Origin of the sequence: Puia sp., assembly GCF_036500295.1 — a bacterium.
Taxonomy (GTDB): Bacteria; Bacteroidota; Bacteroidia; order Chitinophagales; family Chitinophagaceae; genus Puia.
Genome location: NZ_DASYCH010000062.1, coordinates 202,707 through 228,152 on the forward strand (window position 1 = coordinate 202,707; position 25,446 = coordinate 228,152).

A 25,446-nucleotide genomic window follows, 5' to 3' on the forward strand; every position below is an offset into this window, starting at 1 on the left:
GGGCTCAGGCGTATTTAATGATGATCGATTCGATGACGTTGGCTGCATCTTCACATTTGTCGGTCACGATCTCCATCACCTGGTAGATCTCCCGCTTCTTGATCACCTCTTTGGCATCCGGTTCGGATTCAAAGAGGCGTTCGATGCTGAGGTCGAATATATCATCCGCCTGATTTTCAATACTGTTTACTTTAACAAGGGCATCGGTTATCTTTCTCATGTCCCGCATATTGCGCAGTTCTTTCACGGCGATCTGGATCTGCATAGCGCCCTGATCGATCAGATCGGCCAGTTTCTGAATGCCGGTGTCGTTGGGATTTACCTTGTAGAAATTGATCTTCTTTACGGCTGCGTAGATGTAGTCGCAGATGTCATCGAGGCTGCTGGCCAGATAGTGAATGTCTTCGCGGTCGAAGGGGGTGATGAAATTGCGCCCCAATTCGGTGAAGATGCGATGAGTGAGGTCGTCATTGACATGCTCCTGATCTTCCACCTGCGAGCTGATGGCTGCCCGTTTGTCGGCGTCCGGTTCGGCTACCGCCTCCTTCATTAGTTTACCCATTTTTGCTACGCTGTCGGCCACCTGTTCGAACAAAGAATAGAAAACCCGGTCTTTTGGGGTAAAAAGCTGGAGAAAGGACTGAAAAGCCATGCCACAAAATTTGGCGCAAGATAGCATTATTCGACCGCTTTGCCGCAAATAGTACTATTCGACCCCGGTGACGGTCTTTGGCGTGCCGGCCAGGTCGGTAAGGGGGCCGGCCACGGGGAAATGGATCGCCTTGCCCGGAGGATGGCCCGGGGCGATGGGATCGCCCAGCAAAGCGGCCATGGTGGCTGCCAGCTGTTTCTGATAGACCTGGCCTTTGCTACGGATCTCACCTTCCGATTGAATATCAGGACCTAACACCGCCATCCAGATATCCCCCGAACCCTCGGCCCAGAAGCCATGGGTGGTCCATTTATTGGGCTTCCATCCCCGGCCATGGTCGGTGGTGATCAGAAGGGTCGTGCTGTCCTTATAATAAGGATCGGTTTGAACCTCATACCAGAGATCGGCGATCATCCGGTCGATGTCGGCGGCCTGCTGAAGGTAGAGATCATAGCGGCCGGCGTGTGCGCATTCATCCGTTTCGCCAAACCCGAGGTAGAGTACGGATGGATGGTGTTGCCGCAGATATTCGCGCGCGCTGCAAAAAGTAAGATAATCGTGCCGGGTCTTTGTCGGATGCATCGTCGTCATCACGCTGTCGATGAGTCCCGCTTCCGCGTCACCGCTCTCCCCTAACCGCTCATATCCGCTGTTGACGGGCAGGCCGCTACGTTCTTCGTTCAGGATAAACGGGAATACATTCCAGGAAGTGAAGACGGCCACTTTGCCATGATATTCGGGAGCGCTGTTGAGATACTCGAGCACGTTGACGTGCTTGTTGTTGATGGGAATATTGGGGCTGCTGATCGCATCTGTGTGCCCCGTGAAGATCTCGTTATAACCCGGATAGGAGATCTTGTAGAAATTCCGGACGTTTACTTTGTTCCCATAAAGCCGGTTACCATACAACCTTCCCTTTGCCGCAAGCGTCCCCCAGAAAAAGGGCAGGAGTTTTTTGCGGCGAAGTTCGGCCGAACTGTCCCAATACATTCCGCGCGTGAGCGCGGTATCGCGGACGTATTCGGGATTGCTTACCAGTTGTGCGTCGGCACCCGTAAAGACCTCCTGCCAGCGAAAACCGTCAATGGTAATGATGAAGAGGTGCTTTGTCCGGGCAACAGGCTGAGCGGCAGCGGAGAGGCATAGCGCTCCCGCTAACATTGTTGTGAGGATACCTTTCATTTTAATGGGTTTGTCAAAATTAGCTATGGGGTATGACCGCATGTTTATGGGAAGATTAACTTATGGTTACCCCCGTGCGATGACATAGTTTTTTAAATTGGATAGGATTAGTTTTAATGTTCAATAGCGCCGTATGCCTTTGTTACAATGGTTGGATAATCTCGATAGGATGCTCTTTGTGCTGGTGCAGCACGATGCGGATCATTCCATTCTCGATGCAGTGATGCCGGTAGTGCGGAATCCTTTTACCTGGGCGCCCTTTTATGCTTTCATGATGTATTATGCGTTCCGCATCGGGAGGCAGGCGCAGGCCGGTTCCGCACCGGACGGAGCCCGGTCGAAGGCCTGGGCCTTTATCCTGTTGAGCCTGGTCACTTTTGCCATCACCGACAGTCTTACGGCGCAGATCTTAAAACCGCTTTTCGAACGGCCTCGTCCCTGCCACGATCCCGAACTGCAGACCTATCTGCGCGGCATCGTAGATTGCGGCGGTCTGTATTCGATGCCCTCCAATCATGCGGCCAATCACTTTGGTCTCGCCACTTTCTGGTATTTCTCCATCCGCGCGATCAACGGCCGGAAATGGGCCTGGCTCTGGCTTTGGGCCGCCCTCATCTGCTATGCCCAGGTCTATGTGGGAAAGCACTATCCTTTCGATATCCTTGTCGGCGCCCTCGTCGGCACACTAACGGGGCTGGGTATGTCCCGGATCTTTGTCTTCTGGGATCACCGGCAGGGTCAGCGTCCCGCGATCCGCAAGGGGAAAACATCCCACACCGGACAGAGTCCGGTGAGTATGTGAGCCCATGGCGAAACGTACAGACATCATAGGGCTTGCGGCAAAAAATTATTTTTTTTGCAATTTTTTGCCACAAGCCGATATTTGAAGGGATGATATCGCCCCACCAATCCGAATGGGAGACCTGGCTTCAAAAATGGTTCATCCCTTTTCTGATCGCTGCCGTCGTGGTGAATGCCGGCGGCCTGCTGATCCCCATCCTCGAACCCGATGGTTCGCTCTACGCCACCATTGCAAAGACCATTGCGCAGACCGGTGACTTTATCCATCTCCGCGTGGAAGGGAAGGACTGGCTGGACAAACCCCATTTTCCTTTTTGGATGGCGGCCCTCAGCTTTCGGCTGTTCGGCATCAATGCCTTTGCATATAAATTTCCGGCCCTGCTGTTCTGGGCCGCGGGCGCCTGGTATACCTGGCGGCTGGCGCTTTCGCTCTATGGCAAGCCGGTGGCCCAACTGGCCGTGCTGATCTATGTATCGGCGGCCCACCTGGTCATTTCCAACAATGATGTCCGGGCGGAACCCTATCTCACGGGACTCATTATCGGCTCGATCTATCATTTCTACCGCGCATCCCGAAGCCGGCCGGGGCTTCATCTGCTGGCCGGGGCCTTTTGCGCCGGCTGCGCCTGTATGACAAAGGGGCCCTTTGTACTGATCACGATCGGCGCCGGGTTTATCCTTGACTGGATCTCCGGAAAAGAATGGGAACAGTTTCGTCATCCGCGCTGGTGGATCGCGATCGGGCTGACCGGGTTGTTTATGCTTCCCGAGATCACCTGTCTTTATCTCCAGTTTGATCTCCATCCCGAAAAGATCGTGTTTGGCCGAACCGGGGTATCGGGTGTCCGTTTCTTTTTTTGGGATAGCCAGTTTGGGCGATTCTTCAACACCGGTCCCATCAAGGGTAGCGGCGATCCTTTTTTTTATTTTCATACGCTGCTGTGGGCCTTTCTCCCCTGGAGTCTTTTGTTGTATGCCGCCATTGTCCAGAAATGCCGGAGACGCCGGGCCATTCCGGGTGACATGATCTGTCTCGGTGCAGCGCTGGCCAGCTTTGTCGTCTTTTCTCTTTCGCGGTTCCAGCTGCCGCATTATCTGAATATTCTTTTTTCCCTGTTTTCGATCCTGACGGCCGAGTATCTTCATTCCGTCCGCCGGCGATGGACGCAGAAGACCATCCGCGTTCTGCAGAACAGTATTGCCGTGCTGCTGCCTGTGCTGTTGCTGGTGTTGTGCTGGTTCTTTCATTTCGGCGGCTGGGTACTGATCATGATCGTCATCGCCGGGCTCGCGGTGTTGCCCTTTTTGCTTTTCCGGGGGCCGCTGATGTCCGTGCCGATCGGTCGCAGCTTCTGGATGGCTTTGCTTGTTTTCTCCTTTGTCAATTTCATACTATATCCGGCCATTCTGGAATACCAGGCGGGGACGGTCGCCGGCGGCTATACCCGCAACCTGTCACCGATCGCGCAACCGGTGTATCTTTTAGAGGAGGCGCCGGTGAGTTATTCATTCGAATTCGACTGTCCCCACCCGGTAGAGCGTGTCCCGATGGACAGCCTGGCGGCCGCTTTGCGACGCGGGCAGGGATTGGCGGCCGACACGCAGGAGCCGGCGGCCGGCGGGCAGGGGGTGCTCGTTTTTGCGCCGCCGGCTTTTAGCGATTCGCTGGCTTTGCGTGGGTACCGAACTACCGCGCTGCGATCCTTCCCCAATTTTCACATCAGCCAGCTGACCGGAAAGTTTATTGATTATCACACGCGGGCTTCGGTGCTGACGCCCTGGGCGTTGATGCGGGTTGCCGCGAGGTAACAGCAGGTGGGGGTGCGGGGTAACGACGGTGGGCTCAGGAATGGCGGACTTCCAACGGGTAACAGCGGCGGGCTCCGCCGGATGGTGGTCGGCTTTTTGCATATTTATCCAAAAGCAATACCCATGAGCACGCAGCGAATCTCTCCCACAAAGACAAGAGGAACAGGGGTTTCTATCGAACCCTACACGATCTCCATCTCACCATTTGTCATAGAAGATCTGCGGGAGCGGATCGGCAGGGCCCGCTGGCCGGATGAGATCGGCGGCAGCGGTTGGCGCTATGGTACGAATGAGGAATACCTGAAGCAGCTGTGTACGCATTGGGCGAATGGCTTTGACTGGAAGGAACAGGAAGACCAGCTCAACGCGCTGCATCATTTTCGGGCAACGATCGACGGTATCAATCTGCATTTCGTTCATGAAAAAGGCAAGGGCCGCAAGCGGGTGCCGCTGATGCTTATCCATGGATGGCCGGACTCGTTTACGCGGTTTCTGAAAATGATCCCGCTGCTCGCGGCCGAAGGACCCGACGGTATCTCGTTTGACCTCGTCATCCCTTCGATCCCGGGGTATGGATTTTCCGACCGGCCCGGGGAGGCCGGGATGAATTTCACGCGGGTGGCTGAATTGTTCGGGCGGCTGATGCGTGAACTGGGGTATCCGCAATACATGGTCCACGGCGGTGACCTGGGGAGCAGCATCGCCGAACAGCTGGCCATTGCCTATCCCGAAGCGGTGTTGGGAATCCACCTGCTCGATGTTCCGTACATGCATTTCTATTCGTTGAAGCCCGAGGAGCTTACCCCGCCGGAAAAAAAGTATATCCAGGCGGGTCAGCAATGGCAGATGCAGGAGGGGGCCTATGGATTGTTGCAAAGCACGAAACCGCAGACGCTTGCCTATGCCCTTAATGACTCACCCATCGGGCTTGCCGCCTGGATCATCGAAAAATTCTACAGCTGGAGCGATCAGCCCGGGGATCTGGAAAAAGTATATACCCGGGATGAATTGCTCGTCAACCTTACGATCTATTGGGCTACCCAGACCGTGGGTTCGGCGGCCCGGATCTATTACGAGTCGATGCACACCCAATTGCGGCAGGCCAAGGGCCGGCTCGATACGCCTACGGCGGTCTGTATCCCGCCAAGAGATATGGTGCCTGCCCCGCGCGAATTTGCCGAACGGTTCTTCAATATCATGCAGTGGACCGAGCTTGGTTCCGGCGGTCATTTTGTGCCGATGGAACGGCCTGATGTGGTTGCCGGCGACCTCTTCCACTTCGCGACGAAGTTGTGGTAGGATCAGATCTTGGACTTCATAAAGACGCTGCCATCCGCGAGCGCGATCACGGATTTCAGCATCTCGCGTGTGGATTTATCCACCCAATAGAGGATATTATAACCGTTGGATTCAACATGCACCAGCCAGATCTCCACCGGCTGGCCGTTTGGAGAAAAGACAACATCGGTCATCACTTCTTTTATCCGCACGGCAAAGGTCTGCCCGGAATTGGTGGTAAACTGTGTCGTATAACCGGCCTTTAGCGGCAGTGCGCCGATGAGATAATCGGTGAGATAGCTGTCGAAGGACGCCGGCGACAGTTTTGCCATGCTGTCGGCCACGACCTTTCCGTTAGCGGTGCAAAACACTTTTACGCCGTTGCCGGACTGAAAATCATAGCTTTCCCTGTGGGAGCCGGCGGTGGTGGATGTATACACCGGCTTCAGATCGGGCCAATGGGCGACGGTGGAATCCCGCTTGCCGTCATTGCGCAGCTGGAGATAGATCAGGTGTTGATGGACGGAATCGATCAGGGTGACGCAATTGAGTGTGGCGCTGGCGGTTAGATGCCCGGATGGGTCGATCCAGCTGAGCCGCTGGAAGACCGAGCGGTTGACGAGATAAGCACGATCGATCCCGGGGCTGCCCACGCCGACTTCGGCGTCCTGGGCGGTGGTGTCGGTACAGGCGAGCAGGAGTATGGCGAGCGAACAAAGCAAAAATTTCATTTATGGACGATTAAAGATGAAGAAGGATGTAAAGATGGACGGCGTCGCCGTTATGACAAAAGCGATTCAATTCCTTTACATCCTTCTTCAATCTTTCAGAGCTGTTGTTCAACCACGGATTCTTCGGCGGGTTGGAATTCGTGTTCATCCGCGCTGGGGCCATAGCTACCGGGAATGGGGATGTCCAGCAGGCGGAGAAAGACGCCCAGCTGAGCACGATGGTGAACGATCTGACAATAAGCCATGCGGATGACCTCGCCCTTGGTTGCGACATATAGGATATCGCTGCCGTTGCGCAGGGTCCAGGGCTCTGCCAGCGTTTCCTCTTTTGCGGCGGTGAGGTGGGCCCGGCCGTCTGCCAGCGACCGCTCAAAATAGCCGAGCAGGTCCTCCGTATTGCTCACGTCCTCGGGTTTGTAGGGATTGGCGGCAAAATCCAGCTCGTCGGTGGTGACGGCCATGGTGACCCAGCTGGGCAATTCTGCGATGTGCGTAGCTAATTGTTTAATAGTCATGCTCTTTTGATGCGGGCGCCAGGAGAAATAGGCGGTCGGGACGCGTTGGAGCATTTTGCGGGTGGTCTGGGCTTCCTGATCCATTTCTTTTAGAAGCGGGCTGATCGTTGACATAAAAAATAGGTTTTTGTTGTTGGAACAAAGTAAAGCCGGGGTAGTGTCAGCCCTATGTCAGCAGGTGTCAGGAAAAACTTAACATTGATTTTGATCCATTCAGATTAAATTTAGGTTATCATATTATTATCAAAAACACTTTCGTATGAATCAACAAGAAACAGCGAATCCCGCGACTCCGAACAAAAAGCAGGTTCGGAAAGAGATCGGGGAGAAGCTGGCGGGGGCCCTGGCCGAATATAAACAAGAGATTGGTGAGAAGAAGCTGGCCACCCATGTAAAGAAGGTCAGTAAACTGATCAGCCGCGATCTGCTGAAGAGCAGCAAAAAGCAGAGGAATGAAAAGAAGAGGGCGGCAAAACCTGCAAAAAAGGTTGCGAAAACCGCTGCAAAAATTGCTGCAAAAAATTAGCGGCAATCATCGATATTTTCTTTTCGGCATTGTGCAAAAAAGCGACCGGTACTTTCCAACAACCGGTCGCTTTTTTTGTTAGCTATAGGACAAAATCGAATCACTATGGCCAGCTTCGGAGAATTAAAGCTCAATACGTATTACCTTATACAGGTAGATGCCGAATCCGACATCGAATTGGTGTCTGTGATCCTTCATACAAAAGAGACGACCCTTCTGCGCAGCTATTTGCCACAAGCGGAGGATTTTTTCAGATACCAGGACGAGTCCATTTTCAAACTGGTGGAGGAAGTGGATGAAGAGACGGCCGAACAGCTGGAGAGTCTCTACCAGGGGCAGGCTGTTACGGAGGAGTTCATCGAGGAAGAAGAGGAAGAGTAGCCCTCAAAAGTTTAGGAGAATGACCAGCAAAACGATGACCGTTAACACGGCATACAGGTAATCTTTTTCCAGTAAATAACCGACAAATGAAAAGATGATCCGGGCGATGGGTGTCGCCACGAGGATCAGCAGTCCCAGTTGTATCAGGGGGCGACCTTCGCCATGCCATACGGCTTCCCACATCAGGATGGGCTTGCGCATCTTGTCCGGCTCGCCCCGAAACTGATGGTATTGCGGATATTGTGCTCCATGGCGGATCAGGTAGACGATGCCGCCGGCCAGCACTACCAGGGAGGAGGCCAGTACGCCATAGCGTAATAATGAACCAATGATCTGTTCGAGGTCCGCATCCCGGAACTTTCCCGTCAACCGTCGTGGTTTATTTGTTGTATCCATCAGATGTTATGGTTGATACCGTTATAGATCATTTCCGCCGCCAGCACCAGGACCACGGCTGCAAACAGCATCTTCAGGCTTGCGGTCTTGGTTTTTGCCAGCATCCTCGACCCCAGGAAGGCGCCTCCCAGGACTCCCAGCATAACGGGCATGGACAGACCCGGGTCGATATAGCCGCGTTTCAGATAGATCCCGACGCTGGCGGCAGCCGTCACTCCGATCATGAAATTGCTGGTGGTGGTAGACACTTTGAAGGGAATGCGCATGACATTGTCCATGGCGATGACTTTCAGCGCTCCCGAGCCGATGCCCAGTAATCCGGAGATCATCCCGGCGATGTTCATCATGGCGAATCCGCCGATCACGTTCTTCACAAGATAGTGCTTTGTGCCTTCCGGTGTGGGGAAGCTATTGTTCAGCCGCAGTTTTTTCGATAGGGCGCTGGGCTCGCCCGCCGTTACGGGGTCGGCCGGCCGGGCGAAGGAAAGGAATGCCGAGAGGATGAGGATCGCGCCGAAGAGGATGGCGATGACCGATGTCGGAAGATAGGTGGACAGGAAGGCTCCGCCGATCGCCCCGGCGGTGGTCGCCAGTTCGAGAAACATTCCCAGCCGGATATTGGTGATGCCCTCTTTTACATATGCCGCCGCTGCGCCCGACGAGGTCGCGATGACGCTGATCAGGGAAGTGCCGATGGCATAATGGATATCGACTTTAAAGACGAGGGTTAGCAGCGGGATGAGGACGACACCGCCCCCGAGGCCGGTGAGCGAGCCCAGTAGTCCTGCCGCCAGAGCCCCGGCGAAAAGGATGCCGCTAAAGACGAGTATAGTCATGGTGGTGCAAATATAGAAAAAGGGCCGGTTCAGAGAACCGGCCTTTTTTATCGTCCTGATCATTTCAGGGTGATCCCTTCTTTTATCTCGTCGTTGGCATTGGCGACGACCTGGTCGCCGGGCTTCAGTTCACCCAGCACTTCGATTAGGCTGCTGCCTTCGTTGCCCGTCGTGACGTCCACTCTTGTGGTGCGGCCATCCCGGATGGCGATGACGTATTTCCGTTCGGTAGAGGTGACCACGGCGGTCTTGGGGACGGCCAGTGCATTGGGGTTGCCTTTGCTGTCAAAGAGCACGTCGGCGTACATCCCGGGTGCGAGCTTCTCGTCGCGATTATACACGTCCAGCTCGACGGGTTCCGACCGGTATTGCTGGTTGATGTTCATCGATTTCCGGGCGATATGCCCGATAAACCGTTTTCCGGGGAAGCTGCTGAGGTAAAAGGAGATGGTATCATTCTCGCGCAGGGTGCCGGCCATGCTTTCGGGGATGGATACCTGTAACCGCAGGCGCTGCACTTCCTTCAACTCCAACATCGGCTTACCGTCCCTGGCTTCCGCGCTGACGAGTGCGCCGGGGTGAACGTTGCGTTGGGTGATGACCCCTTTGAACGGCGCCGTCACCTTCAGGTAGGCGAGCATCACCTGCTGTTGCTGCCAGGCTGCTTTCTCTGCGTTGCATAGAGTGCTATCGGCTTCCGTCTTGGATCTGGCCGTGGCCAGGTCCATCGGCGAGATCGCGCCGGGCGTCTTTGCCGCCTGTCTCAGGCGTTCATAATTTTCGCGGCTGATGGTATATGACGAGACGGTCTCGAAATATTTTTCCCGGGCCTGGGCCGCGGCCTGTTCCAGCTCGGGGTCTTCCAGCACCATGAGCAGCTGGCCGGCGCTGACTTGCGAGCCGATGTCCACGAGGACGGTTTTTACATAGCCGTTCACTTTCGGGAAGATGCTGACTTCCTGATAGGCTGCGAGCTGGGCCGGGAGCTTGTAAACCTGTTGGACATTTTGTTTTTCGGCGGTGGCCAGTGCGTAGTGGGGTTCCGCGGCAGGCGTGGATTTCTTCTCTGCCGCATGGTTGTCGGAGCAGCCATAGACGAGAAGCGAGATCGGTAAAAGCATTAAAAGGATATACTTGTTCATATAGTTTGTGTATTATCATCTTCAGGTAAAAGGGAAACTGTATCAAGAGAGGCGCCTTGCCGGATCCAGCCGTACACCAGCGGAACGATAAACAATGCGGCGAAGGTAGACGCTGCCAGCCCGCCGATAACTGCGCGACCCAGCGGAGCCGACTGATCACCTGCTTCGCCGAGCCCGCTTGCCATGGGGATCATCCCGGCGATCATTGCCAGCGAGGTCATCAGGATCGGCCGGAGCCGGATGCTGGCCGCGGCGATCGCCGCCTTGAAGGGATCGCGATATTCCAGCCGCAGCTTCTCGGCATTGGTCACGATGAGGATCGCATTGGCGACCGAGACGCCGGTGGACATGATGATACCCATATACGACTGGAGATTCAGCGTCGCGCCTGTAGCCAGCAACAACAACATTGCCCCCAGCAGCACGGCCGGTACCGTTGCCAGCACCGAGATCGACACCCCAAACGACTGATAATTCGCTGCCAGCAGCAGCAGGATCACCACGATCGCTGCCAGCAACCCCGTTTGCAGCGAGTTCAGGGTCTCCACCAGCAACGAGGACATTCCTTTGACCTCCGCGACCAGGCCCGTAGGCGGCGTACCCAGCTGGTCGATCGCTTTTTGAACCGCCGTCGTGGCCGAACCCAGATCTTTTCGGTAGATATTGGCGCTGACGGTGACATAGCGGCGTGGTCCGGCCCGATCATATTCCCCGGGTAAGGTATCGACCCGGAGGCTGGCGACATCCGACAACACCGGCCGGTTCTGCCCCGGCACCAGGGACACCGACTGCAATTGCTGCGTGGAGTTCATGATGTATTCCGGCACCTGCACCTGGCTTTGGTACGTATAGGCCGCGCGTTCATCCAGCCAGAGGTTCTTGTTGGTATAGCGGCTGGAGGAGGTGACGTCCGTGATGCTCTTCGACACGTTGTCGATGGTGAGACCCATCAACGCGAGCTTGTTCCGGTCGACATCGATCTGCACGGACGGCATATGCAGCGGCTGGGCGATCTGTACGTCCCGCAGGAAGGGCACGGCCTGGAGGGCCCGGAGCAGCTTCCCGGCATAGGACTCGATATCGCCCATGTTCTTCCCGGCCACCCGCACTTCGATGGGTGTGGAGGCGCCCTGTGCCATGATCTTCTCCGTCAGTTCGATCGGCTCGAAGGATAGCTTTAACTCCGGATAGGCGGCGAGGATGTTCTTGCGCAGCGTTTCTTTCAGGTCTTCGATCCTGACCTTGTAGTCCTCATTGAGATTGATCTGGATCACCGATTCATGCGTTCCGCTGTTGAAGATATAGAGATTGCTGGAGCCGAAATTACTGGGCACCAGTCCCACATAGGCGGAAGAGATGGCGATGTTATGATCCACCGTGCTGTCGATGATACTGAGGACGCCCTGGGTTACCCGTTCCGTCACCTCCAGCCTTGTCCCATCGGATTCGCGCAGCCGAAGCTGGAGCTGGCCCGTGTTGGTCTTTGGCAGGAGATCCTTTCCGATGATGGAAAAGCAGAAGCCGGCGGCGCCAAACGCCAGGATCAGATAAATGATGACGATCAGCTTGCGGCGCGGCATCCATTTTTCCAGCCGCGAGGCCAGCCCGCTTTTTACCCGCTGGAAGAACCCATTGTCCTCCTTGTGTTCCTGTTCCTGCCGGCCATGCTGATCGACTTCCTGCCGTTCGCCGCTGTTCAATGCGAGACCGGCGTGGGCGTGAGGACCCTGGTGGTGATACTGGAATTTTTCCGCCTTCAGCAACCACACGCTGATCACCGGAACAAGGGTTTGCGCCGCGACGAAGCTGACGATCATCGCGAAGGCGATGGACAGGGAGAGCGGCAGGAACATTGCCTTCGGCACTCCCGACATGACAAAGGCCGGGGCGAAAACGGCCAGGATACAAAGCAGGATCAGCAGCAAGGGAAAACTGATCTCCGAACACGCGTCGAGGATCGCCTGTTTTTTATTGGTGCCCATTTCCAAATGCTGGTGGATATTCTCGATGGTCACGGTTGCCTGGTCGACCAGGACCCCGATGGCCAGAGCGAGCCCGCTCAGGGTCATGATATTAACGGTCTGTCCTGCCAGCTTCAGGAAAAAGACGGCGCCCAGCACCGAGACGGGAATGGTAATGATCACCACCAGACTGCTTCGCCAGTCCCGAAGGAAGAGCAGCACCATCAATCCGGTGAGCACCGCGCCCAGGATCCCTTCGGTCATCAGACTCTTGGCGGAGTTGATCACAAACACCGACTGGTCAAATTCATAACTGATGTTGACATCGTCGGGTAGCAGGCTCTTCATCTCGGGAATACGCTTGCGCAGGGTCTGCACCACTTCCCAGGTGGAGGCATCGGCTGTTTTGACGACGGGAATATAGACGCTTCGTTTTCCGTTGACCAGCGCATAGTCCACGGTGATATCTGCGCCGTCGGCCACGGTCGCCACGTCGCGTACATAGACCATGCTGCTGCCGTTGCTCCGGACGGGGATATCCTCAAAATGCTGCACTTTGCCTTCCAGCGAATTGATCGACGTGACATACATCGTGCTGTCGACCCGCAGGTTGCCTGAAGGCGTGATGGCATTGTTACGGGCAATTGCCTGTACGACCTCGTCGGCGGACAGGTTGAACATCCGGAGCTTTTCGGGATTGACATTGATCAGCACCGAGCGGGCGTTGGAGCCGAAGGGTGGCGGCGCCGAGAGTCCGGGAACGGTGGCGAAGAGCGGCCGCACGCGGGTAAGGGCGAGATCGAAGATATCCTTCAGGGGCCGGGTCTTGCTGCTGAAGACGAGCTCACCCACCGGCAGGGAGGAGGCGTCAAAACGAACCACCTGCGGCGGGAGTGCACCGGGTGGAAAGAAGGCCGCACTCCGGTTCACCTGGAGGGCCACCTGTGCGGAGGCTTCGGCCATATCCGTGTTCTCATAGAAGGTGAGTTTGATCATGGACAGGCCCTGGATACTGCGGCTCTCGATATTCTTGATGCCGTTGACATAGAGAAACTGATCCTGCAGCCGGGTGGCAAAGAAGCCTTCCATCTGTTGGGCCGACATCCCGCCATACTGCTCGATCACATAGATCGTAGGCGAGTTCAGCTTGGGAAAGATGTCGATCGGGATGCTACGGATCGCCATGACCGAGAACAACAGCAGCCCCAGGAACAGAACGACGATGGTAATAGGTTTTTTTAAAGCTGTTCGTACCATTATAATAATTATTTGATAGATTGGATGAATTGGTCCAGCGACCCGGAGGCGGAATACTTATCCAGGTTGGCCAGCAGCCAATCACTCAGGGTCTGTACATAGTCCGACTGCGACCGGTAGAGGACAAACGAGGCATTGGTGAGATCGACCAGGTTGATGATCCCAGCTTTGTACTGGGCCGTCTTCTGGTTGAACGCATCCTCGGCGGCGCCGATCTGTACCGGGATCTCGACCAGGTTCCTGGTTGCCGTCCGGATGGCCTCATCGGCTTTGTTGCCCACGTTCTGCAGGGATAGCTGCTCCTGCTGAAGACCATAATCGCTGGCCAGGGCGTTGTTCCGTGCGATGCGCTCTTTGTCGCGGCGGTGTACGATGTTAAACAGATCGTACTCCAGTGTCAATCCGGCGAGGTAATTGAATCGCTGGTAACCCAGCCCGCTGGCGGCGGAAGACTTATAATTATCGGTATAGTCGATACTGGAACCTCTGGCCCAGCCTACGCCGTTGATCAGCACCCGGGGCAGATAACTCTTCTTCACCAGCTGTTCCCGCTGCAGATAAAGCGCCTTTTCCTTGTCGAAAAAATCGATCAGCGGATTGGCTCCGGCCCCTGCCGCGGGGTTCGCGGCGGCATTCAAACCGGACAGATAGGTGCGGGTATTGGAAGTGTCGATCCCCACCTCGTCGACCGGGATGCCGGAAAGATAGGATAGCTGCTGCTGCAATTGCCGGATCCCGCCGAGGGTTTGGTTATAGGTGGTCCGTGCCTTGGACAGCTCGGCTTTTGCCAGGGAGGAGTCCGCCCCCGGCTTGATCCCGCTTTCGGTCACTGCGCGGATCACGGTGAAGACCGTGTCATACCGGCTGGTGTTTTCCTGGTCGATGGCCAGTTGGAATTCACTTTTCAAGATGTCGAGATAGAGTCTGGCTACCTGCCATTTGATCAGATAAGCCTCCCGGTCCCGGTCGGCCTGGGTCACCTGTAAATAGGCCTGGGCGTTGTGTACGGTTGCCTTTTTGAGCCCGAAGTCGAGCAGTTCATACTGATTATAAAAGAAGCCGATATTGCCGATGGCGGACTGGTAGAGATTCGAAGACCGGACGCCGCTGGAACTCGAAGGGATGATGCCAAACGAGATATAGGACCCGGGAATCGAATTGTCCGTCCCGGCCGTCACCTCGTCACCGATATACGAGGTCGGCAGGAAGGCGTGCCGGGCATCCGTGACCCCGGCTTTGGCGGCATCGACGAGTGCCTGTTTTTGCAACAGCACCGGCAGGTGACGCTGTGCGCTGTCGATGAAGTCACGGAGAGAATATTTTCTTTGTTGTGCAAATAAGGAAAGTGAGGGCATCAGCAGGAATAAGCCGATAGCCCGACGAAACTTTCCTGTACAGAAAGTGCTCATACAAACTGGAATGAATTAAGAAATATGGAGGTCGGTCAGGAGGTAAATGTTCAGACGACGGCGGGTGGGCCTCGTAATTGTGGATGGAGGAGAACGACGGCGGGCAGGGGTCGTACGCGGAAGGCGCCCAGTTCACGGGGGGTTACGATGACCACGGGTGCGGGAGCCTCATACACGATGCAGGGAGGGAATTCTTCCTGATGGTACCGCTTGTTGAGCCGCACCCTCGTCTTGTTCGAACCAGGATAGTGGACATGAGGGGCTTTTATTCCGGACTCGATGGAATTGGCGTGGAGATAGGAAGAAAACCGGATGATCTCGCGCGCATCGGAATGGCCTTCGAAATTATAAAAGGATTCGATGGAAAAGAATACAGTGTATACCGCCAGGATCAGCGTGTAAAAAAAGAGCCTATGTATCCTCCTTTTATTCATCAGTCAGCGAAGTTAACGATAATATGAGTTATCAAGGAGTTATAAAATAGCTGCTGTGAGCCAATAGATTGCAGCGGCAAGCCCCGCGCTGACGGGGATGGTGAGGATCCAGGCCCAGAGAAGATTGATCGTGACGCCCCAGCGCACGGCCGACATCCGTTTTGTCGACCCGACGCCGACGATGGCGCTGGTGATCGTATGGGTGGTGCTGACCGGAATACCCAGCCATTGGGTGAGGAAGAGGGTGATGGCGCCGGCGGTCTCCGCGCAAAACCCTTCCATCGGGCTGACCTTTGTGATCCGTTTGCCCATGGTTTTTGCGATGCGCCAGCCGCCGCTCATCGTGCCCAGGGCGATAGCCGCAAAGCAGGAGAGCGGTACCCAGCGCGGGATATCGTGTATCCCTTCCAGGTCGCCATGGGCGATGAGGGCGGCGACGATGATCCCCAGGACCTTTTGTGCGTCGTTGCTGCCATGGCCGAGGCTGAGCAGCGCCGAGGATACCAGTTGCAGCCGGCGGAACCAGCCCTCCGCCTTATAAGGATTGCTCCGTTGAAAACAATTGATCACCAGGACGGTGATGATCAGGGCGACAAGGAGCGCGATCAGCGGCGCCAGGACGATAAAAAGAAAGGTGGGGATCACGCTGCCATAGTCGATAACGGTCCGGCCCTGAACGGTCCAACCGCCTGCATGCGCAAGGGCTGCACCTACAAACCCGCCCAGCAATGTGTGGGAAGAGCTGGATGGGATCCCGAACCACCAGGTGAAGAGATTCCAGGCGAGGGCCGCGATGAGTCCGGCGAAGATCACGGGCAGGGTGACGAATTCCCGGTTGACGAGATGCGCGACCGTATGGGCGATGCGGAACTCGCCGATGAAATTGCTGAAGATGAAAAAGGCCGCAAAGTTGAAGATGGCGGCCCAAAGCACGGCCTGGAAGGGGGTAAGCACCTTTGTGGAAACGACTGTCGTAATGGCGATGGCGGCATCATGAAATCCGTTGATGTAATCGAAGATCAGGGCCAGTACAATGATAGTGAGCAGAAGGATCAACGCTGGCCGGTTTAGGCGTATTTAATGATAATGGATTCGATCACGTTGGTCGCATCCTCGCATTTGTCGGTGACGATCTCCATCACCTGGTAGATATCGCGCTTTTTGATCACCTCTTTGGCATCCGGTTCGGTCTCGAAAAGGCGTTCGATACTCATGTCAAAGATATCGTCCGCCTGGTTTTCGATACTGTTCACGCGGACCAGTGCGTCCGTAATCGTCCGCATATCCCGCATATTCCGCAATTCTTTCACGGCGCCCCGGATATGCTGGGCGCCTATCTCGATAAGATCGGCCATCTTCAGGATACCGGGGTCGTTGGGGTTCACTTTATAGAAATTGATCTTTTTCGCCGCGGCATAGATGTAGTCGCAGATATCGTCGAGGGCGCTGGCCAGGTAATGGATGTCTTCCCGGTCGAAGGGGGTGATGAAATTTCGGCCCAGTTCGGTAAAGATGCGGTGTGTGAGATCGTCGTTGACATGCTCCTCGTTCTCCAGTTGGGAGATCAGCGCGGCCCGTTTGTCGTAGTCCGATTCGTTGACCACCTCCTTTAATAATGTTCCCATCCTGGCCACGCAGTCGGCCACCTCCTCGAAGAGTGAGTAAAAGACCTTGTCTTTCGGAAGAAATAACTGAACAAATGCGTTGAAGCCCTTCATACCATGAAAAAGAGTACAAGTTAATCCGAATGCGGGCGGCTAACGGGCAGGGACCATTTTGGTAATAATTTCTTAACACTAAGACAATAGTGCGCAGCCAACCGGTAACGAAAATGAGCCCCATGTTTTTCCATTATAATTTCTTTATCTTCATAACTCCATCATAAACAGCCCTTAAATCGACCGCGTTTTGCAGTTGTTGCTCTCATTTGATAAGTGTTAACGTTAAGGTAACATTCCGGTAACATTCGGGTCATTGCATAGATTTTGTTTTGCAGCGGATTTGGGAACGTCGAACCGCAATAACTTAAATTTTAACGAACCAAGACTTTTATGAAACGCATCTTTGCAAGACAATTTCTATTCATCGCTATCCTTTTTCTAATAACCACCGCCACGCAGGCCCAATATCTTTGGAACAGCGACTCTTCTTTCAAAGCGGGCCGGGCCAACTCCGGACGGCTCTGGGGTTATGGCTTCGGGGATTACTATGTTAAAGCGCATAGCGACTCTCTGCAACGCGGGAACGCCAACCAGTACAGCGGCATTCCCAAAACACGCGATGCCTTCCAGTTCCGCCGGATCTATCTGGGTTATGATTACAACATCACCGATAAGTTCTCGGCAGAGTTGTTGTTGGCTGCGGAAGACAACTTTCCGGCAGGTAACCCTCCCGGAGGTACGACCGCCACTGGCGACGAGTTGGCAAATAACAAGGAGTCCTTTTATATTAAACTGGCCAACGTCCGCTGGAAGAACATCTGGAACGGTACCGACCTCATCGTTGGTCAACAGGCTACACCGGCCTTCCCCCTGCTTTCGGAAAAGATCTGGAACTACCGCTCGATCGAAAGGACCATCGCCGATATTCGTCGTACTCCTTCCTATGATCTGGGTGTAGGGCTGCAGGGTACCTTCGATCCCAAAACCAAGAACTTCGGGTACAACCTGTTGGTCGGCAACGGCAGCAGCGCCAAGCCCGAAGCCGACAACTTCAAATGGTTCTATGGGGATGTATTTGCGATGTTCCTGGACAAGAAGCTGATCGTCGACCTGTATGCCGACTACGAAAGACTCGGCTGGGTTCCTGAGAACGGTGACATCCAATATGGACACGTTTCCCGCCAGATGACCAAGGCTTATGTGGCCTATAACACGCCCGCGCTGACTGTCGGTGTGGAGGCGTTTGTCAACCACCTGCAAGACGGGGTTGCTGCTACCAACAAATCGGACGGTAAGACGACGTACCTCTCTCCCAATGCAACAGGTCTTTCGATCTATGTTCATGGCAATATCGTCAAGAATTACCTGCGTTTCTTCGCCCGCTGGGACAACTACAACCCGAACAGCAAAGTGGACAACAGCCTGTACAGCTCCTATAAGGCAGGTGTCTCTTCCGTGGGTAACTATGTCGACGGCACGCCGATCGGAACCGTCAACGACATTACCTACAAACAGCAGTTCATCACCGCCGGTCTGGACTTCACGCCGGCCAAGAACGTGCATTTTATGCCCAATATCTGGTATAACCACTATGCGACCCAACTGAACGGCCTCAACGGCAAGATCAATGGGGATTATGACATGGTCTACCGGATGACCTTCTACTTCGTATTCGGGAAATAAAAAAATAGTATAGTCTAACGATTATTATATTCTTAACTACCAATTTACACATCATGAAGCAAAATTCTTTTAAGTTCAAACGCAGCCTGGCTGCCGGAGCCTTCTTCGCCCTCTTCAGCTTTAGCCTGGTTTCCTGCGGCGGCGGCGGCGGCGCAACCGGTTCGGATAGCACTGCTTCAGCGGGCAGCAGCAGCGATAATATGCTTACGGGAGCAGGGAGTTCTTTCGACAACCCTTTATTCTCCAAGCAATTTTCCGAGTATGACAAGACCAACAATCAGAAGATCAACTACCAGTCTATAGGTTCCGGCGCGGGGATCTCCCAGCTGACGGCAAAGACCGTTGAGTTTGGCGCTTCCGACGCTCCGATGAATGGCAAGCAGGATTCGGCCCTTTCCGCCCCGGTTGTTCATGTTCCCATCACAGAAGGCGCTGTTGTACTGAGTTACAACCTGCCCGATGTAAAGGATACGCTGAATATCACCCCCGCTGTTCTGGCCGATATTTTCCTGGGTAAGATCACCAAATGGAACGATCCGAAGATTGCCGCCGCCAATAAGGGCGTTAAGCTTCCGGCTACGGGCATCACGATCGCCCACCGCAGCGACGGCAGCGGTACTTCCAATATCTTTACGACCTATCTGGCCAAGGTTAGCGACGAATGGAGTACCAAGGTGGGCAAGGGTTCTTCCGTCAACTGGCCTGTCGGTCTCGGCGGCAAGGGTAACGAAGGTGTTGCCGGTTTGATCAAACAAACACCGGGTGCGATCGGTTATATAGAGTTAGCCTATGCCGTTCAGAACAATATGGCTTATGCCAAGGTTCAGAACAAGGCCGGAAACTTTATCACGCCCAGCATTGCCAGCGTGACTGCTGCCGCCAATATCACGATCCCTGCCGATACCAAGGTATCGCTGACCAACACGGAAGCCGCCGATGGGTATCCCATCTCCAGCTTCTCCTGGGTTATCATCTACAAAGAGCAGAAGTATGGCGACCGGACGCTTGACCGTGGTACCCGCCTTGTAAAACTGCTCTCCTGGATGATCCATGACGGCCAGCAGTACAGCAGCGCACTGACTTACGCTCCGCTCTCTCCTGCCGCCGTCAGCGCCGGGGATGCGGTTCTGAAGTCCGTCACTTTTGATGGCAAGCCGATCTTACAATAGTAGTAGTTATATTTGAACTTATGGATACATCTGTAGAGAATGGGATGATTACCCGCAGCGACCTACCGCTGCGGGTAATTAATTCTTCGCCCGATGCGATCGCAAAGGCAAAAGCGCGGGCAAGACGGTCTTTCCGGCAAATACGCACGGAAAATGTTTTTAAGCGTACGCTGACGATCATGGGTCTGATCATCATCATCCTGGTGCTTGGCATCATGGTGACGCTGGCCTGGCAATCCCGGCTTTCGATCGCGGCTCTTGGCCCGAAGTATCTTTGGGGCAAGGTCTGGGACCCGGTGCAGGATGTGTATGGCGCGTGGCCGTTCCTTTTGGGGACCCTTCTCACCTCCTTTCTGGCGCTGATCATCTCGGTCCCATTTTCGGTCTCGATCGCCATTTTTCTTGGTGAATACCATCCCAAGGGCTGGCTGCCGAACTTTCTGAAGAATGCGGTGGAACTGATCGCCGCGGTTCCTTCGGTGATCTACGGGTTTTGGGGTCTGGCCGTGCTGGTACCCATTGTGCGCAGTTTTGAGTCCAGCATCGGCGTCGAGCCGGTGGGTGTCGGCATCTTCAGCTCTTCGCTGATTCTTGCGGTGATGATCATCCCGTATGCCGCCTCGCTGGGCCGGAGCATGATCTCGCTTGTGCCGTCGCATCTGAAGGAAGCGGCCTATGGGCTGGGCGCCACCCGTTGGGAGGTGATCCGCAGCGTGGTGCTGCCATATACCAAGTCGGGGTTGTTTGCCGGGGTGTTGCTTTCGCTGGGCCGGGCTCTTGGGGAGACGATGGCCGTCACGATGGTCATCGGCAATACCAGCCTGATCCCAAAGAATATTTTTTCTCCGGGAAATACTATGGCCAGTGTCATCGCCAATGAGTTTACCGAGGCCGATAAACCGGTATATCTGTCGGCGCTGATCGAGCTGGGGCTTGTCCTGTTTTTGGTAACCGTTGTGATCAATCTTATCGGCAAGAAAATCATTGATCGCTTCACCAACGAATAACCTATGGATGGAAAAAATGTAAAACTCCGTCTCGGCAAAAGTTACGGCTTTCAGTGGCTGATCTATGTACTTGCTTTTGCCTGTCTGGTCCCCCTGCTTGCGATCCTTTTTTATATCGTCAGGGCGGGGATCACCAAGATCAACTGGCATTTCCTTGTGAATATCCCGAAGCCTGTCGGGGAGTCCGGGGGCGGGATTGCCAATGCGCTGGTCGGCAGCACGCTGATCATCTTTGTGGCGGCCGTCATTGCGATCCCTATCGGGATCATGGCGGGGGTATATCTGAGCGAGAACCGGAAAAGCCGGCTGGCCTATTGGTGCCGGTTGTGTACGGATATCCTGCAGGGCGTTCCTTCGATTGTGGTCGGCATTGTCGCGTATTTCTGGCTGGTAAGGCCCTGGGATATCGGCCCGATCCATCATAAGGGCGGGTTTTCTGCTCTTTCGGGGAGTGCGGCTTTGGCTATCATGATGTTGCCTATTATCATCCGCTCGACGGAGGAGACGCTGAAACTGTTGCCGGATTCGTTAAAGGAGGCTGCACTGGCGCTTGGGATGCCGTTTCACCGGGTGATCTTCAAGGTCGTGGTACCGGTGGGGATCAGCGGGATCCTTTCGGGCGTCATGCTTTCCGTCGCGCGTATTACGGGTGAGACGGCGCCGTTGCTGTTCACGGCCTTTGGCAACCCTTATCTGTCCGTCAACATTGGCAAGCCCATGCAAAGCCTGCCGCTGATGATCTTCAACTATGCCACCAGCCCCTATACCGATTGGCTTAACCTGGCCTGGGGTGCTTCGCTGATCCTTCTGGTCTGGGTTTTATTGCTGAATATCTTTACCAAGGTTATAACAAGAAAATGGAAAGTACAATTATAAAGAGCAGGAATTTCAACGCTTCGTTTGGCAGCAATCACGTCGTTAAGAATGTCAATATCGATATCCCCCGGAACCATATCATCGCTGTAATGGGCCCTTCGGGATGCGGCAAGACCACTTATCTGCGTTGCGTCAACCGGATGCACGAACTGATCCCCGGCGCGAGCTGCAACGGCGAGATGAAGCTCAATGATGAGGATGTTTATCAGATGCATCCCATCTTTGTCCGGCTCAAGATCGGCATGGTCTTCCAGCGGCCGAACCCCTTCCCCAACCTGAGCATCTATGATAATGTTATCGCCGGCTATAAGCTCAACGGCATCAAGATGCCGAAGGCCGAAAGGGACCGGATCGTCGAGCAATCCCTTACCAAGGTGGCCCTGTGGAAGGAGGTCAAGGACTCCCTGAACAAGAAGGGCTCCTTTCTTTCCGGCGGTCAGCAACAGCGGCTTTGCATCGCCCGGACCGTGGCCATGGAGCCTGAAGTGATCCTTTTCGACGAGCCCACCTCCGCGCTGGACCCGATCTCCACTTCGACCGTGGAGGAGTTGTTCCACGAGCTGAAGGCGAACTACACCCTGATCATCGTGACCCATAATATGCAGCAGGCGGCCCGGGTAAGCGACAAGACGGCCTTTTTCTTCCTGGGCGAGTTGGTGGAATACGATGAGACCAAGACGATGTTCACCAACCCCAAGGATCAGCGTACGCAGAACTATATTACGGGCCGGTTCAGCTAGGAAGCACGGGCGGGGCTTACGGCCGGTATTTATTATCTTTATACACACTACATTACATCAAAGTAAACCATGGCACAACTAGAATCCGAATTACAACTGCTGAAGACGGAGGCCATCAACATGTGGACGCTGGTCAATTCCCAGCTGAGCAAGGCCCGGCAGGCCTTTGTCACGTTTGACAAGGATCTTGCGCGGGAGGTGGTCTTAAAGGAAAAAAGGGTCAACGGAAGCGAACTCAAGATCGACCGGGACTGCGAGAACATCTTTGCGTTGTTCTGCCCTGTAGCCATCGACCTGCGGTTTCTGTTGGCTGTATTAAAGATCAATTCGAACCTTGAGCGGATCGGCGACATCGCGGAAGGCATTGCCAAGTACATCATCGATACCGACTCCCCTTTCTCCGAGGAGCTGCTTAAGGTCAGCCGCATCCTGCCGATGTACGAGGAATCGGTGAATATGCTTTCCGATACGCAGGATGCTTTTGAGAAAGAAGATACGATCCTTGCGCGAAGCGTCTTCAAGAAAGATGACTTTCTGGATAATGTGAACCGGAGCAGCCACCGGGTGCTGGAAGAGTATATCAAGGCTCATCCTGAAGAAACTTCGCAGGCGCTGTGGATCCTGTCGACCATCCGCAAACTCGAACGCGTGGGCGACCAGGCGAAGAATATCGCCGAAGAGATCATTTTCTATCTGGAGGCAAAAGTGCTGAAGCACAAGGGCAAGTTCGTCTAGGCGATAATATTAATAATATTCCGATAATGATTCAGTAAACTCTCCATAATACGGAGAGTTTATTTTTGTATATAACCTTCCCGACCGGGGAGTTTATCCAACCTTGTTAATCGATGGTTTATATATGTAGAGTTGAATTTTCTCATGCAGAAGTCCTTTCATTTCCATGAAGGGACTTTTTTTTGATCGCTGCTCCGCTACGCCGTCGTTCCGACGGCTATGCCGGGGCTAATTATTTTTTACCAGGCAGGCCTGTGACCTGCCGCTTTTTCGGTAACTGGCTGAGTGGCCTGCCTAATTGAACACGGCTTCGGGATACAGCATATCCAGGGAATCGGCTTTCTCCAGATGGCTGTGATGCATTAAATAGCTGACGATCGCTTCGGTGGAATAATCGAGATGAAGACAGGGTTTCCGCCGTTGTTCTATCCAGGGGCGGAAGGCGGCGGGGAAGCCGGCATCGAGGGCCTTGAGGACCGGAACGCCCATTTTCCCGAGGGCGGCGGCATTGCAAAACTGTTCGTATTGACCGCGGATGGGAATGACCATCAGTTTCTTACCGAGATACAGCGCCTCTGCCGGGGTCTCGAAGCCGGCGCCTGTAAGGATGCCTTTACAGGTGATCAGACTCTTGTTAAAGGCGTGTTTGCCGACGGGCAGGAAAAGGATATTTCCGTCCTGCGTGGGTTTTTTCACCTCTTTGGAGAACACCTGGAAATTGAAATCGCTGAGCGGCTGGAGATGCCTGCGTACGGTGGCGTCGCTATAGGAGGAGAGATATACCGTGATATGCCCTTTGTCTGCCGGCTCGGCCTGCAGGATTTCCCGCTTGATCACCGGGGGCAGGATGAAATCGTCGTATTGCTTGAAATGAAGTCCGACATACTGCGAAGCCCGGGCATAGTTGCGGAGGATCCATTCGCCCATCCATTCCGGTTTTTCGGGGCGGGGAACTTTTGGGGAGATGAAGCTCGCCTGGTGGCCGAAATTGACGGACGGCACTTTCTTGAGCATACAGGCCAGGGATGTAATGGACTCGAAATCGTTGATCACGAGGTCATATTTTTCCACCGGCAGATCGCGCACTTCTTTCCAGACCCGCAGCGGGGACAGCTGGCGCGTTATTTCCCAATAATTCAGGCCGCCGCACTGGCTATAGAAGAGACTCAGGCCCCGGCTGCGGTATTTGACCGAGGCGTCGAGGGCAAGACTGTTGTTCGCGCCGCTGAGAAAGATATCTACCTGGCCGTAGCGCTGGAAAAAGGGGAGTAGTTCCATCGCCCTGCTGATATGGCCGTTGCCCGTTGCCTGTACTGCGTAGAAGATCTTCATAAACGGTTATATAGGGTTATATAGCTGCAAGAGAATTGATGTAAAAATTGATCTCGTCGGTCAGCACGCTGACGGAAGGCTTCATTTCGACGGTTTGCGTCACGGGGAAATCCTTCTCATTGTACTCGAAGATGGTCCATTCGCTTTGATGATATTCCAGCGCCGTGCAATGTTCGACCCAGTCGCCGGAATTCAGATAGGTGACCTTTCCGTCCTTTGTCTCCACGATCTTTTTCTGCGGCTGGTGGATATGCCCGCAGATGACGTAGTCGTATTTCTTTTCTATGGCCAGTTCGGCGGCGATGAGCTCGAAATCGTTGATCTTGCTGACGGCCTTGTTGACCTCCGCCATTACCCTTTTCGAGATGGACACCCGTTCGCGCCCCATGGATTTCAGGATGAAGTTGATGAACCGGTTGAATCGTATCAGGAGGTTATACCCGCTGCTTCCGAGTTTGGCGAGTATCCTGGCACTCCCTTTGGTAGTATTGTCGAAAACATCGCCATGGAAGATCCAGGTCATTTTATTATCGATCTCGAGAACGAGCTTATCGGTAAGGGTGAAATTCCCCATCTGGATATCCGTATAGCGCCGCATCATTTCGTCGTGATTGCCGGTGATATAGAAAACCCGCGTTCCATTGGTGATAAACTGGATGATCTCCTTTATGACCATCATATGGGCGACGGGGAAGTACCGTTTTGTAAACTGCCAGCCGTCGATGATATCCCCATTAAGGATCAAGATGTTGGGAGTGATACTCTTTAGGTAGTTGACGAGTTCTTTTGCCCGGCATCCGTATGTTCCGAGATGAACATCGGAGAGAACAACTACATCTACGGGTCGTTTTTCCATTATTGTGGTTTCCCAAAGTTCTAAATAAGATATTATTACTATTTTACCCCCAGGTTAACAAATTGTAAGCCTTGTGT

At 54.3% G+C, this 25,446-nt stretch carries 25 protein-coding genes; 11 read left to right on the forward strand and 14 right to left on the reverse strand.

The features are described 5' to 3' along the window. Positions 1 to 4: 4 nt before the first annotated feature. Both VGM48_RS13050 and VGM48_RS13055 read right to left on the reverse strand, forming a co-directional pair. Entirely contained in the window at positions 5 to 652 is a 648-nt protein-coding gene (locus tag VGM48_RS13050) for a DUF47 domain-containing protein (protein WP_331579762.1), read from the reverse strand. 54 nt (positions 653 to 706) lie between these two features. Next, a complete protein-coding gene (locus tag VGM48_RS13055; RefSeq protein ID WP_331579764.1) occupies positions 707 to 1,834 on the reverse strand; it encodes a hypothetical protein in 1,128 nt (375 codons plus the stop codon). 133 nt (positions 1,835 to 1,967) lie between these two features. On the opposite strand from VGM48_RS13055, the gene VGM48_RS13060 reads away from it, so the two are divergent. From VGM48_RS13060 to VGM48_RS13070, 3 genes are all read left to right on the forward strand, one after another. Further along, entirely contained in the window at positions 1,968 to 2,636 is a 669-nt protein-coding gene (locus VGM48_RS13060) for a phosphatase PAP2 family protein (protein ID WP_331579766.1), read from the forward strand. Between the two features lie 89 nt (positions 2,637 to 2,725). Continuing rightward, positions 2,726 to 4,444: an ArnT family glycosyltransferase gene (locus tag VGM48_RS13065; RefSeq protein WP_331579768.1), complete on the forward strand. Its 1,719-nt coding sequence runs from the start codon at positions 2,726 to 2,728 to the stop codon at positions 4,442 to 4,444. A gap of 123 nt (positions 4,445 to 4,567) precedes the next feature. Next, the gene (locus tag VGM48_RS13070) at positions 4,568 to 5,743 is read left to right on the forward strand and encodes an epoxide hydrolase family protein (protein ID WP_331579770.1); all 1,176 of its coding nucleotides are present in this window, start codon (positions 4,568 to 4,570) and stop codon (positions 5,741 to 5,743) included. Between the two features lie 2 nt (positions 5,744 to 5,745). Here VGM48_RS13070 and VGM48_RS13075 read toward each other — a convergent pair whose 3' ends face one another. Together VGM48_RS13075 and VGM48_RS13080 are read right to left on the reverse strand one after the other, a co-directional pair. Continuing rightward, the gene (locus tag VGM48_RS13075; protein WP_331579772.1) at positions 5,746 to 6,453 is read right to left on the reverse strand and encodes a hypothetical protein; all 708 of its coding nucleotides are present in this window, start codon (positions 6,451 to 6,453) and stop codon (positions 5,746 to 5,748) included. Between the two features lie 95 nt (positions 6,454 to 6,548). Then, complete coding sequence (locus tag VGM48_RS13080) at positions 6,549 to 7,082, reverse strand: DinB family protein (RefSeq protein ID WP_331579774.1); 534 nt, start codon at positions 7,080 to 7,082, stop codon at positions 6,549 to 6,551. Positions 7,083 to 7,227: 145 nt separating this feature from the next. Here VGM48_RS13080 and VGM48_RS13085 point away from each other — a divergent pair, with 145 nt between their 5' ends. Beyond that, positions 7,228 to 7,494, forward strand: a complete 267-nt coding sequence (locus tag VGM48_RS13085; protein ID WP_331579776.1) for a hypothetical protein — start codon at positions 7,228 to 7,230, stop codon at positions 7,492 to 7,494. A 105-nt stretch (positions 7,495 to 7,599) separates the two neighbouring features. Beyond that, positions 7,600 to 7,875 (forward strand): hypothetical protein, encoded by a 276-nt coding sequence (locus VGM48_RS13090; RefSeq protein WP_331579778.1) that lies wholly within the window; start codon positions 7,600 to 7,602, stop codon positions 7,873 to 7,875. A 3-nt stretch (positions 7,876 to 7,878) separates the two neighbouring features. On the opposite strand, the gene VGM48_RS13095 is transcribed toward VGM48_RS13090, so the two are convergent. From VGM48_RS13095 to VGM48_RS13130, 8 genes are read right to left on the reverse strand one after another with little or no spacing between them, the layout of a single operon-like run. Beyond that, a complete protein-coding gene (locus VGM48_RS13095) occupies positions 7,879 to 8,271 on the reverse strand; it encodes a DUF1634 domain-containing protein (RefSeq protein ID WP_331579780.1) in 393 nt (130 codons plus the stop codon). Beyond that, positions 8,271 to 9,107, reverse strand: a complete 837-nt coding sequence (locus tag VGM48_RS13100; protein ID WP_331579782.1) for a sulfite exporter TauE/SafE family protein — start codon at positions 9,105 to 9,107, stop codon at positions 8,271 to 8,273. Before VGM48_RS13100 ends, VGM48_RS13095 begins: the two co-directional genes overlap by 1 nt. Positions 9,108 to 9,166: 59 nt before the next feature. After that, positions 9,167 to 10,249, reverse strand: a complete 1,083-nt coding sequence (locus VGM48_RS13105; protein ID WP_331579784.1) for an efflux RND transporter periplasmic adaptor subunit — start codon at positions 10,247 to 10,249, stop codon at positions 9,167 to 9,169. After that, entirely contained in the window at positions 10,246 to 13,467 is a 3,222-nt protein-coding gene (locus VGM48_RS13110; RefSeq protein ID WP_331579786.1) for an efflux RND transporter permease subunit, read from the reverse strand. Before VGM48_RS13110 ends, VGM48_RS13105 begins: the two co-directional genes overlap by 4 nt. 8 nt (positions 13,468 to 13,475) lie before the next feature. After that, positions 13,476 to 14,876, reverse strand: a complete 1,401-nt coding sequence (locus VGM48_RS13115) for a TolC family protein (RefSeq protein WP_331579788.1) — start codon at positions 14,874 to 14,876, stop codon at positions 13,476 to 13,478. 50 nt (positions 14,877 to 14,926) lie between these two features. Continuing rightward, positions 14,927 to 15,310, reverse strand: a complete 384-nt coding sequence (locus VGM48_RS13120; RefSeq protein ID WP_331579790.1) for a hypothetical protein — start codon at positions 15,308 to 15,310, stop codon at positions 14,927 to 14,929. A 39-nt stretch (positions 15,311 to 15,349) separates the two neighbouring features. Continuing rightward, positions 15,350 to 16,366, reverse strand: coding sequence for an inorganic phosphate transporter (locus VGM48_RS13125; RefSeq protein ID WP_331579792.1), 1,017 nt, complete (start codon positions 16,364 to 16,366; stop codon positions 15,350 to 15,352). 11 nt (positions 16,367 to 16,377) lie between these two features. Further along, entirely contained in the window at positions 16,378 to 17,028 is a 651-nt protein-coding gene (locus VGM48_RS13130; protein ID WP_331579795.1) for a DUF47 domain-containing protein, read from the reverse strand. Positions 17,029 to 17,361: 333 nt separating this feature from the next. Between VGM48_RS13130 and VGM48_RS13135 the strand changes: the two genes are divergently transcribed. From VGM48_RS13135 to phoU, 6 genes are all read left to right on the forward strand, one after another. Beyond that, on the forward strand, positions 17,362 to 18,654 hold the full coding sequence (locus tag VGM48_RS13135; RefSeq protein ID WP_331579797.1) for a hypothetical protein: 1,293 nt from the start codon (positions 17,362 to 17,364) through the stop codon (positions 18,652 to 18,654). A 53-nt stretch (positions 18,655 to 18,707) separates the two neighbouring features. Beyond that, positions 18,708 to 19,823: a phosphate ABC transporter substrate-binding protein PstS gene (pstS, locus tag VGM48_RS13140; RefSeq protein WP_331579800.1), complete on the forward strand. Its 1,116-nt coding sequence runs from the start codon at positions 18,708 to 18,710 to the stop codon at positions 19,821 to 19,823. Between the two features lie 20 nt (positions 19,824 to 19,843). Then, the gene (gene pstC / locus VGM48_RS13145) at positions 19,844 to 20,830 is read left to right on the forward strand and encodes a phosphate ABC transporter permease subunit PstC (RefSeq protein ID WP_331579802.1); all 987 of its coding nucleotides are present in this window, start codon (positions 19,844 to 19,846) and stop codon (positions 20,828 to 20,830) included. Positions 20,831 to 20,833: 3 nt separating this feature from the next. Next, positions 20,834 to 21,706, forward strand: coding sequence for a phosphate ABC transporter permease PstA (gene pstA, locus VGM48_RS13150; protein WP_331579804.1), 873 nt, complete (start codon positions 20,834 to 20,836; stop codon positions 21,704 to 21,706). Continuing rightward, positions 21,688 to 22,446 carry a phosphate ABC transporter ATP-binding protein PstB gene (gene pstB, locus VGM48_RS13155; protein WP_331579806.1) on the forward strand — a complete coding sequence of 253 codons (759 nt, stop codon included), beginning with the start codon at positions 21,688 to 21,690 and terminating at the stop codon, positions 22,444 to 22,446. Before pstA ends, pstB begins: the two co-directional genes overlap by 19 nt. Positions 22,447 to 22,515: 69 nt before the next feature. After that, a complete protein-coding gene (phoU, locus tag VGM48_RS13160) occupies positions 22,516 to 23,181 on the forward strand; it encodes a phosphate signaling complex protein PhoU (RefSeq protein WP_331579808.1) in 666 nt (221 codons plus the stop codon). A gap of 294 nt (positions 23,182 to 23,475) precedes the next feature. On the opposite strand, the gene VGM48_RS13165 is transcribed toward phoU, so the two are convergent. Both VGM48_RS13165 and VGM48_RS13170 read right to left on the reverse strand, forming a co-directional pair. Next, positions 23,476 to 24,513 carry a glycosyltransferase family protein gene (locus VGM48_RS13165; RefSeq protein WP_331579810.1) on the reverse strand — a complete coding sequence of 346 codons (1,038 nt, stop codon included), beginning with the start codon at positions 24,511 to 24,513 and terminating at the stop codon, positions 23,476 to 23,478. A 16-nt stretch (positions 24,514 to 24,529) separates the two neighbouring features. After that, positions 24,530 to 25,369, reverse strand: coding sequence for a UDP-2,3-diacylglucosamine diphosphatase (locus VGM48_RS13170; protein WP_331579812.1), 840 nt, complete (start codon positions 25,367 to 25,369; stop codon positions 24,530 to 24,532). Positions 25,370 to 25,446: the final 77 nt, after the last annotated feature.